Origin of the sequence: Streptomyces sp. NPDC059080 (assembly GCF_042739975.1) — a bacterium.
Taxonomy (GTDB): domain Bacteria; phylum Actinomycetota; class Actinomycetes; order Streptomycetales; family Streptomycetaceae; genus Streptomyces; species Streptomyces benahoarensis.
On record NZ_JBHYGX010000002.1, the window covers coordinates 292770 to 302516 of the forward strand.

At 72.2% G+C, this 9747-nt stretch carries 8 protein-coding genes and 1 pseudogene; 6 read left to right on the forward strand and 3 right to left on the reverse strand.

Annotation, left to right across the window (positions count from 1 at the left end):
• Together ACFWWQ_RS02390 and ACFWWQ_RS02395 are read right to left on the reverse strand one after the other, a co-directional pair.
• Positions 1–768, reverse strand: a pseudogene (locus ACFWWQ_RS02390) (sensor histidine kinase); the annotation flags it as partial.
• Between the two features lie 67 nt (positions 769–835).
• On the reverse strand, positions 836–1612 hold the full coding sequence (locus tag ACFWWQ_RS02395; protein WP_384588763.1) for a response regulator transcription factor: 777 nt from the start codon (positions 1610–1612) through the stop codon (positions 836–838).
• Between the two features lie 111 nt (positions 1613–1723).
• On the opposite strand from ACFWWQ_RS02395, the gene ACFWWQ_RS02400 reads away from it, so the two are divergent.
• The 6 genes from ACFWWQ_RS02400 (at position 1724) to alr (ending at position 8692) form a co-directional block, all read left to right on the forward strand.
• Complete coding sequence (locus ACFWWQ_RS02400) at positions 1724–2365, forward strand: hypothetical protein (protein WP_384588767.1); 642 nt, start codon at positions 1724–1726, stop codon at positions 2363–2365.
• The gene (locus ACFWWQ_RS02405; RefSeq protein WP_384588770.1) at positions 2352–3482 is read left to right on the forward strand and encodes a hypothetical protein; all 1131 of its coding nucleotides are present in this window, start codon (positions 2352–2354) and stop codon (positions 3480–3482) included. Before ACFWWQ_RS02400 ends, ACFWWQ_RS02405 begins: the two co-directional genes overlap by 14 nt.
• Positions 3479–4240: an ABC transporter ATP-binding protein gene (locus ACFWWQ_RS02410; protein WP_384588773.1), complete on the forward strand. Its 762-nt coding sequence runs from the start codon at positions 3479–3481 to the stop codon at positions 4238–4240. The genes ACFWWQ_RS02405 and ACFWWQ_RS02410 overlap by 4 nt, the downstream gene beginning before the upstream one ends.
• Positions 4237–5481: an ABC transporter permease gene (locus tag ACFWWQ_RS02415; RefSeq protein ID WP_384588776.1), complete on the forward strand. Its 1245-nt coding sequence runs from the start codon at positions 4237–4239 to the stop codon at positions 5479–5481. Before ACFWWQ_RS02410 ends, ACFWWQ_RS02415 begins: the two co-directional genes overlap by 4 nt.
• A 212-nt stretch (positions 5482–5693) precedes the next feature.
• The gene (locus tag ACFWWQ_RS02420) at positions 5694–7310 is read left to right on the forward strand and encodes a PucR family transcriptional regulator (protein ID WP_384588779.1); all 1617 of its coding nucleotides are present in this window, start codon (positions 5694–5696) and stop codon (positions 7308–7310) included.
• Positions 7311–7492: 182 nt separating this feature from the next.
• Positions 7493–8692, forward strand: a complete 1200-nt coding sequence (gene alr, locus ACFWWQ_RS02425) for an alanine racemase (RefSeq protein WP_384588782.1) — start codon at positions 7493–7495, stop codon at positions 8690–8692.
• 17 nt (positions 8693–8709) lie between these two features.
• Here alr and ACFWWQ_RS02430 read toward each other — a convergent pair whose 3' ends face one another.
• The gene (locus tag ACFWWQ_RS02430; RefSeq protein ID WP_384588785.1) at positions 8710–9570 is read right to left on the reverse strand and encodes a MurR/RpiR family transcriptional regulator; all 861 of its coding nucleotides are present in this window, start codon (positions 9568–9570) and stop codon (positions 8710–8712) included.
• Positions 9571–9747 lie beyond the last annotated feature (177 nt).

Genomic DNA, 9747 nt, shown 5'->3' on the forward strand with positions numbered 1-9747 from the left:
TTTCTTTCTCGTGGGTGTGTGTGGGTGTCTCTTCGGGGGGGGGGGGGCGCGCGGGGGGCGGGGGGGGGGGGGGGCCGCGCCCCCCCCCCCCCCCCCGGCGAGGCAGGTGTTGACGAGGGCGCTGAGCGCGGTGAGCGCCTTCTTCTCGGTGGGGGTCGGCTCGCCGAGGGCCGTGGCGTCGCAGCCAGGCATGGTGCTCGCGCTCGGCGACTCCAGCCAGGGCCGCCCGCCCGGCCCCCGCTCGATACGGGCGGCGGCCCCGGTCGTCCTCTGCACGCATGACTGGAGGCGCGAGGCGAGGACGTCCAGGTAGCGGCGTTCGTGCCGGGGCAACAGGAACGGGCCCACCGCACGCGGGTCGATCCGGTCGCCCGCCGAGCGGGGCAGCAGGTCGGGGTCGACGGCGAGCGGGTCGATCACGGCGGTGGGCTTGGCGGGCGGCCGGAACGGCACGCCGGGTTCCGGGTCGGAGTCGGCGACCGGCTGCGGGTGGCCCCGACTGGTCAGCACGATGCGGTGGCCGGTGTTGCGGGCGAGCGCGGTCACCGTGGCGCCTGCTTCCGACCAGTCCGGGTGCCGGGCCGCGTAGCCGAGCAGTGCGTCGTACGCCTTGGCGTCGTCGGCCAGCGCCTGGCCCTGTTCCTGGCGGATGGCGACGGCCGTCATCTGGACGACGACGTACGCGGTGGCGGCGACCGAGCAGACGGACACGATCACGGAGACGGCCAGCAGGCGCAGCAGCAGGCTGCGGCGCAGCGCCCTCGGCACGCGACGCCAACGGGCCGGTAGGCGACGGGAGGTGACCGCCGCGGCGCGGCCCCGGCGCCCGGGTGGCTCAGAGCCCACGGCGCGCGTCCCTCCGGTCGTCGGCGGGCTCGTCGCCCTCCCCGTCGGCGGGCGGCTCCTCGTCGACGAGCTTGTATCCGACGCCGTAGACCGTCAGCAGGCGGCGGGCGTTGCGCGGGTCCTCCTCGATCTTCTTGCGGAGGTTCATGACGTGTACGTCCACGGTGCGCGCGGTGATGTAGCGGTCGATGCCGTGCAGCCGCTCCAGGATCTGGGCCCGGGTGAAGACCTGCCCCGGCCGCGAGGCCAGCACCTCCAGCAGCCGGAACTCGCCCGGTGTGCAGTGGATGCGGCGGCCGTGGGCCCACACCTCGTGGCGTCCGGGGTTCACGGTCAGCGGCCCGGACCGCAGGACGGGGTCGGGCGCGGCAGCCGCCATGCCGCCGCCCGTCCGGCCGCCGCGCCGCAGCAGGGACCGGGCACGGGCCATCAGTTCACGCGGGCTGAACGGTTTGGACAGGTAGTCGTCCGCGCCCAGGTCCAGGCCGAGCAGCAGGTCGTCCTCGGTGGAACGGGCCGTCAGCATCATCACCGGCAGGGCGGCGAGGTCCGCCTCCGCGCGCACGATCCGGCACACGTCGAGGCCGTCGATGTACGGCATCATCACGTCGAGGATCAGCAGGTCCGGTGGCCGCCGCCGGAGTTCGACGAGCGCCGACGGCCCGTCGTGCACCACGACCACGTCGTGGCCCTCGTGTTCCAGATAGCGGCGGACCAGATCCGCCTGTTTCGCGTCGTCCTCGGCGACGACCACATGCGCGCACATGCGGTGAGTCTAGGAACGCCGCGGGCCGCTCCGGGCCACCGGACCCGGCCCCTACCGGCACGCCATGAGTTCCTGACAACTTCCTGACAAGTCGTCGTGATGCTGGGCGGCATGCAGAAGACGCAACCTCTCTCTCCCGCGGTCCGTACCGCCGCGATCTCCGCCTGCGCGCTCCTCGCCGCGACCGTACTGACCGCCTGCGGTGCGGACGGCGACGGCGCCAAGGCCGCCAAGGACGGTGTCTCCACCCTGGAATCCGGAAGCCCGTCGGCGGCCGGTAAGTCCGGCTCCTCGGAGGCGTCGAAGACCGACTCCCGGCGGCCCCAGCTGCGCATGGACTCCTCGGACGAGGAGAGGGACAGGCTCGGCGACGCCTACAACGCCTGCCTCCAGGCCCACGGCGTCCCCATGAACACCAAGCGGGCCGCACTGGCCGGCGCCAAGCAGGCGGCGCCGTTGTACGGCATGGAGAAGGAGACGAAGTACAAGTCGGCCTTCGACGCGTGTCTGGTGAAGAGGCCCCTGCAACCTCCGGAGCTGGACTCGGACGTCAACCCGCACTACACGGACCAGTACCGCAACTACGTGAAGTGCCTCAACGACAAGGGCATGCGGATCCACATGCTCCAGGACGATCACGGCGTCGCGATCGGCTGGACGTACAACGACAGCAACGGCAATTCGCTCTCCGACGCCGAACAGACCAAGGCCGACGATACGTGCACGAAGGAGTCCTTCAGTGTCAAGCACTGACAGCGCACCGGCGCCCGGCCGCAGCCGGGGCAGGCGCGTCGCGGTGGTGGCGGTGGCCCTGGTAGTGCTCGCCGGGGGCGCCGCCGGCGCGGTGGCGCTGTCCGCGCACGGCCGTGACCAGCAGCCCAAGGAGGCCGGCGCCCCCTCGGCGGGGACGACGAAAATCGTGCGCCAGGACCTGGCCGACAGCAAGACGCTGGCCGGCACCCTCGGCTTCGGCGGGCAGCGGACCGTCAAGGGCACCGGCAAGGGAGCGGTGACCCGGCTGCCGAAGACGGACACCCCGGTGGCCCGCGGCAAGCCGCTGTACTGGGTCGACGACCGGCCCGTGATGGTGTTCTTCGGCGACACCCCCATCTTCCGCACCCTCGGCACCGCGGGGACCGGCGGGCGGGATGTGACCGTACTCGCCGACAACCTCAAGGCGCTCGGCTACGACACCGGCCCCACCCCCCGCACGAGCGGCAAGGCCGACGGCGCGGAACCCGGCACCGAACTCACCCCCACGCTGCTCGCCGCGCTGAAGCGCTGGCAGCACGACACCGGCCAGCAGGAGACCGGGAAGCTCGCCCCCGGGCAGATCGTCGTGCTGCCCGGAACGTACCGGGTCAGCGGCATCAAGGCGCAGCTCGGGGATCCGGCGGAGGAGGAGATTCTGACCGTCACCTCCGTCCACAAGCTGGTCCGGGTGAAGATGGAGGCGCAGGAGTCCGGTCCGGTCCACAAGGGCGACGCCGTCACCCTCACCTTGCCCGACACCAAGACCGTGCCGGGCAAGGTCACCTCGATCGGACAGACCGTGCAGGGCGGGGCCGATGCGGACAGCTCGGGCTCGCCGTCCGACGCCACGCTCCAGGTCACGGTCGAGCCGGTGGACAGCGCCGCGGTGAAGGGCCTCAGCTCGGCGTCCGTGCAGGTCACCTTCACGGCGGAGCAGCGCAAGCAGGTACTCGCCGTCCCGGTCGGCTCGCTGCTGGCGCTGAGTGAGGGCGGCTACGCGCTCCAGCGCCCCGGCGGCAAGCTCGTCGCCATCAAGACCGGGCTGTTCGCGAAGGGCATGGTCGAGGTCTCGGGCGCCGGTATCAAGGAGGGCGACACGGTGGTGACCACGTCATGAGCCTGCCGCACACCGCGCCGGCCGCCGAGGACACGGCGGCCGGCGCCCCCCTTGTCCTCCGGAGCGGCCCGCCCGTCCTGACCGTCCGGAACGCGACGAAGGCGTACCACGGCGGCGTCAAGGCGCTCGACAACGTCTCGCTCACCATCGGCGAGGGCGAACTGCTCGCCATCGTCGGCCCGTCCGGCTCCGGCAAGTCGACGCTGCTCAACATCATGGGCACCCTCGATCTGCCGACCGACGGCTCGGTCGAGATCGGCGGCAAGGACCCGGCCGGGCTTTCCGACCGCCGCCTGTCGGCGCTGCGCGGACGCTGGCTCGGCTTCGTCTTCCAGCAGTTCCACCTCACCGAGGGCCTGAGCGCGGCGGAGAACGTCGCCACCGGACTCCTGTACGCGGGCGTGCCGCGCCGGGAGCGCAGGCCACTGGCGGTCGCCGCGCTGGAACGCGTCGGGCTCGGCCACCGCATCGGGCACCTGCCGCACCAGCTCTCGGGCGGCGAACGCCAGCGGGTGGCCATCGCCCGCGCCCTGGTCAACCGGCCCGCGCTGGTCCTCGCCGACGAGCCGACCGGCGCCCTCGACACGGCCAACAGCAAGGCCGTCCTCGACCTGCTCATCCGGCTGAACGCCGAGGGCACCACCATCGCGGTCATCACCCACGAACGCGACCTCGCGGCCCGGCTCCCGCGCCGGGTCGAGATCCGCGACGGCCGCATCGTCGCCGACACCGCCGCGCACACCGGGAGCCCGCAGTGAACCGCACCGGCACCGCCCCCGACCCGACCGCTCCGGACGCCGACCCCAGCCGCCCCGTCCGGCTCGCCCCGTCCGACGTACTGCGCCTGGGACTGCTCGGGATCCGCACCCGCCGGATGCGCGCCGCGCTCTCCGCGCTCGGCATCTCCATCGGCATCGCCACCCTGATCCTGGTGACCAGCATCCCGGCCTCCAGCCAGCTCCACCTCGACCAGCAGTTGTCCGCACTGGGCACGAACACGCTGCGCGCCGAACCCGTGCCCGACCGGAAACCGCCCGTCCTCCTGCCCGAGGAGGCACCGGACATGGTCCGGCGGATCGGCCCGGTCACCCACGCCAGCGCGGTCGCCAACACCCATGCCCTGGTGCGCCGCTCGGACCGCACCGACGCCAACGACGGACTGGGCCTCACCGTGCTCGCGGCCCGCACCGACCTGCTGCCCGCGGTGAACGGCAAGGTCCGCTCCGGTACGTTCCTGAAGGCCGCGACCGACAACTTTCCGACGGTCGTCCTCGGCTACGAAGCGGCGTCCCGGCTCGGCATCCCCCGTCTGACCCCCGGCCAGGAGCCGCCCCAGGTCCTCATCAGCCAGACGTACTTCACCGTCGTCGGCATCCTCGATCCGATGAAGCTCGCGCCCGACCTGGAGCGCTCCGTCATGGTGGGCTGGGGCGCCGCCAAGAAGGAACTGCACTTCGACGGCCATCCGACGGTCATCTACACCACGGCACGCGAGGACTCCGTCGAGGACGTCGCCGCGGTGCTGGGCGCCACCGTCTACCCGGAGAGCCCCGGCCTGATCCAGGTCAGCCGTCCTTCCGACGCCCTGGCCGCGAAACGCGCCACCGCAGCGACCTTCTCGGCCCTCTTCCTCGGCCTCGCGGGCGTCGCCCTGCTGGTCGGCGGCGTCGGCGTCGCCAACACGATGTACATCTCCGTACTGGAACGCCGCCGCGAGATCGGCCTCCGCCGCGCCCTGGGCGCGCACCGCGGTCAGATCCGCGGCCAGTTCCTCACCGAGTCGGTCGCCCTCTCCCTCCTGGGCGGCCTCATGGGCACCGCCGTGGGCGTCCTGGCCTCCCTCGCCTACGCCACCTACCAGGGCTGGCCCCCGGTCATCCCCCTCTCCGCGGTCGGCGCCGGTACCGCCGGGGCGGTCGTGATCGGGGTGGTGGCGGGCGTGTATCCGTCGATGCGGGCTGCGCGACTGGCGCCCACGGAGGCGTTGGCGACGGGCTGAGGGGCGATCCGGGCAACCTGGTAGCGCCGCCTACACGGTCCGTCCCGTCAACGGCACCGAGCTCCGGGCTGGGCCCCTCACCGGGCGGGCCCGGCGTCCGGCATCCGCGGGCACCTCATTCGCCGAAGACCACACCTGGTTCACTCCCCCTCGGGGCTGGGGCCAGGTGTGGTGCAGGATGATGAGTCGGATGACGCGAGCAGGTGGTGCCCATGATCAGTGTCCAGCGGCTTCTTGATGCCGTGGGACCGTCCGTGCTGTCAGAGGTGTGCGCTCCCGGCGGGGCTTCCGTCCTGGTGGGCGATGTGGTGATCGCCGAACCCCACGGCGAGCTCGAACTGAGCACGGGCGACGTCGTTCTTGGCGTGAACCTGACCGACAGGAAGGCGGCTCTCCGGCTGCTGTCGTGGTGCGCCCTGGAGTCCGCGGGCGCGCTGTTGCTCAAGGCACCGGCGGCCGTTGACGCGGAGGTGACCGCAGCGGCCAGCGCCACGGGAGTGGCACTGGTGCAGGTCGCGCAGCAGGCAGGGTGGGCCCAGGTGGTGTCGCTGTTGCGGGCGGCGCTTGACAGCGAGGGGCTGGCAGAGTCCGCCGCGGGCTTGGGGATGGCCGAATCCGGGGACCTGTTCGAGGTGGCCGACGCGATCGCCGGCATCATCGACGCTCCGGTGACCATCGAGGACCGCAGTTCGCGCGTACTTGCCTACTCCACGCGGCAGGAGTGCGGCGACGAGGCACGCGTGGCAACGATCGTGGGCCGGAACGTTCCCGACGAGGTGAATGCGCACTACCGGCGGCACGGCGTCTTTCGCAAGATAGCCCGGGACACGAGGCCCCTCTTCGTCCCTGCTGTCGTCGAGGGCACCAAGCCGCGGCTCGTAGTGCCCATGCGCGCAGGAGGGGACATCCTCGGCTCGGTATGGGCCATCGTTCCGGGCCCGGTCCCGGCCGAGCGAGGGGCGGCATTCGCGGCCGCCGCGAACGCCGCGGCCCTGCACCTGCTCCGTCGGCGTGCGGAGGCTGACAGGCAGCGCCTGGTCCTGACGGACCTGGTGGCGAGAGTGCTGCACGGGAAGGAGGATGCCGCGGACGCAGCACGCCTCCTCGGGCTGACGGCTGGCCCCTGGCGGGTCATCGCCGTGGACGTGCGCTGCGACGATGCGGACGAGGCCGAGGCTCAGCGCCTGACGGTCCGGGAACGGCTGTCCCGGTTCCCCGGCTCACGTCTGCACTCACCAGCGGCCGTGATCGGCGACGTGGTCTACGGCGTCGTGGATGCCGAGGCGGTGGCCCCTGCGTCCCGACGCCCTTCCGACTGGCTGCGCGAGCTCGGCGAGGCCACCGGCCGGGCCACGCCCCTCGTCGCCGTGGGCGGGCTCGCAGCCTCCGTTCCGGAGCTGGCGACTTCCCAGGAGCAGGCCGACGACACGCTCGGACTGCTCAAGACCGGGATGCTCACGAGCTCCCAGGCCGTCCACGACGACGTGTGGGCCAAGGTGGTCCTCCGCCGGGCCGCCCTGGCCGCCTCAACCGCCCGGACCACGGAGATCGGACCTCTGCGACGCCTCGTGGACCACGACCGCGTGTGCCGCACCAGCTACGTACCGACTCTGGAAGCCTGGCTGGAGGAGAGGGGCGATCCCAAGGCCACCGCCGCGAGGCTGCACATCCACCCGAACACGCTCCGCCACCGGATGCGTCGCCTGCGGGATGTCGTGGAGCTGCACCTGGACAGCCCGGACGTCCGTTTCGCCCTACTCCTTCAGCTCACAGCCCTCCGCTACGGCACGGAGACCGGCCCCCGCGCCAAGGAGCACCGCCACGCCTGACGGCCTGCTCGGGTGTCCCCTGTGGTGACCCGGCGCGTTCATGTCCTCGTTGTCCCAGCCGCACTCCGGATCGCCGCAACACAGTGCGATGCGCACGATGACGGCACATCGCCCCCCTCGCCATCATGGCTCCACCTGTAGCCCAACGGGGCATCGGGCGGATTCCATGGAAGGACGACGGCGTGACAATCGGCAGTCCCCACAAGGCCACCCACCACACGCATCCGGCGGAGGGGAGAACGCCGCTCGCGGAGGCCCGGATCGATCTCGCGGCGATCCGCGACAACGCGGCCAGGCTGCGCGATGCGGCAGGTTCCGCCGAAGTGATGGCCGTGGTGAAGGCCGACGGCTATGGGCACGGCATGGTCCCCTGCGCCCGCGCGGCGCTGGCCGGTGGCGCGACGTGGATCGGCGTTGCCCGCATGCAGGAAGCGTTGATACTTCGCGCTTCGGGCATCAGCAGCCGGATCCTCGCCTGGCTGCTGTCCCCCGGTGACGACTGGACTTCCGCCCTGGCCGAAGGAATCGAACTGTCTGCCGGCGCCACCTGGGCGGTCGAGGCGGCGGCGCAGGCGGCACAGGCGGCAGGCCGCCCCGGCCTGCTGCACCTGAAGATCGACACCGGGCTGGGGCGCGGCGGCGCCTCGTCCGCCCACTGGCCTGCACTGGTCGAGGCCGCCTCACGCGCGCAGGCATCCGGGCACGTCCGAGTCGTCGGGATCTGGTCTCATCTGGCCGATGCCGACTCTCCTGGCCATCCCGCATGCGATCGGCAGGTGGAGAACTTCCGGGACGCGGTTCAGCTGGCACGCAAGGCAGGGCTGAGCCCTGAGGTCCTGCACCTGGCCAACTCGGCCGCCACACTCACCCTTCCGCACACCCACTTCGACCTCGTGCGCCCCGGGCTGGCGCTCTTCGGGCTGAGCCCGGTGCCGGAGTTGGCCGCCCCGGCCGCCCTGGGACTGCGGCCGGCCATGACGCTCACCGCGCGGCTCGTCTCCGTCAAGCGCGTCCCCGCCGGACAAGGAGTCTCCTACGGCCACCGCCACCGCACCTCCTGCGAGACGACGCTCGGGCTGGTCCCCCTGGGGTACGCGGACGGCGTACCGCGGCACGCTTCCGGCGCCGGCCCGGTCCTCGCCGCAGGCCGTTGGCGCACGGTGGCCGGCACGGTCTGCATGGACCAGTTCGTCGTGGACCTCGACGACGGCACGGCCGCCGTCGGCGACGAGGTCGTGCTCTTCGGCCCCGGAGACCACGGTGAGCCCGGCGCCGAGGACTGGGCGCGTGCCGCCGGCACCATCTCCCACGAGATCGTCACACGCATCGGTGCCCGCGTACCGCGTACGTACACCGAGGGTTCCAGCCCGGACGAACGCTGACGTCGACCCGCTCACGGTCAGTGGTGGTACAGCCCGGCCCTGTCGGCAGCTTCCTCGGCGGCCTGCAGGTGGCGGCGGGCGTCCTCACCGAGGGTGTTGAGGACGCCGGCAACGATCGTCTCGGTGACGGCAAGGGTCGGCACGAAGCTGTCGTAGGGAGAGGGGGCGGTGACCTGACTGGGCAGGACGACCTCGGCGTGCTGGGTGACCGGGGAGAGCCAGGTGTCGGTGAACAGGACGATGCGGCTGCCCTGCTCCTGCGCCATCTGAGCCATGACCAGTTTGTCGGCCTCGTAACGCCGGTAGTCGAACACGACCAGGACGTCGCGGCGGCTGAGCGTGGTGAGGACCGCGGTGCGTTCCACGTGGCGGTCGGGCAGGAAGCGCACGTCGTCGCGCAGCTGCATCAGATGCAGTCCGAGGTACTGGGCGAGCAGGTGGGTGAACCTGCCGCCGGCCAGCGTGATCCGGCGCTTGGAATCGGCCAGGAGCTGGATGGCCCGTTCCAGGTCGTGGGGCGGCAGTTCCGCGAACGTGCGGGTGACCGCCGTGCCGAGTATCTGGTCCGCCGTGAGCTCGCGCGCCTGCGGTTCGCGGCCATATCCCGGTGTGGCGTACAGCGACAGAGGGGAGGCGTGACGTTCGTCGAGCTCGGTGCGCAGCGCAGCCTGGAAGTCGGGGAAGCCGCGGTAGCCGAGGCGGTTGGCGAAGCGGATGACGGTGGGAGCGCTGACCCCTGCGCGTTCGGCGAGCACCGCGACGGTCTCGAAGCCTGCGGACGGATAGCCGGCCAGCAGCACGCGGGCGACCTTGCGTTCCGCCGGGCTGAGGTCCCCCAGCTTCTGCCGGATCTCCTCGGCGAGGGCGCTGGAGTCCATCGTCGTGCCTTCCTGTCGTGAGCGAGATCATTGTCCCGTCGAGCCTAGGGGGTCACGGCGGCAGGCGTGGGCTCCCCCCCCCCGGCCCCGGGCCCCCCCCCGCGGGGGGGCGCACGAGGGGGGGCCGGTGAGCGGGCGTGCCCGGGGCGGGCCTCGGGGGTGGAGCAAGTGGCGAGC

Coding starts and splice junctions, on each gene's coding strand:
- ACFWWQ_RS02395 (WP_384588763.1), bottom strand. CDS start 1,612: ATGTGCGCGCATGTGGTCGTCGCCGAGGACGACGCGAAACAGGCGGAT.
- ACFWWQ_RS02400 (WP_384588767.1), top strand. CDS start 1,724: ATGCAGAAGACGCAACCTCTCTCTCCCGCGGTCCGTACCGCCGCGATC.
- ACFWWQ_RS02410 (WP_384588773.1), top strand. CDS start 3,479: ATGAGCCTGCCGCACACCGCGCCGGCCGCCGAGGACACGGCGGCCGGC.
- ACFWWQ_RS02420 (WP_384588779.1), top strand. CDS start 5,694: ATGATCAGTGTCCAGCGGCTTCTTGATGCCGTGGGACCGTCCGTGCTG.
- ACFWWQ_RS02430 (WP_384588785.1), bottom strand. CDS start 9,570: ATGGACTCCAGCGCCCTCGCCGAGGAGATCCGGCAGAAGCTGGGGGAC.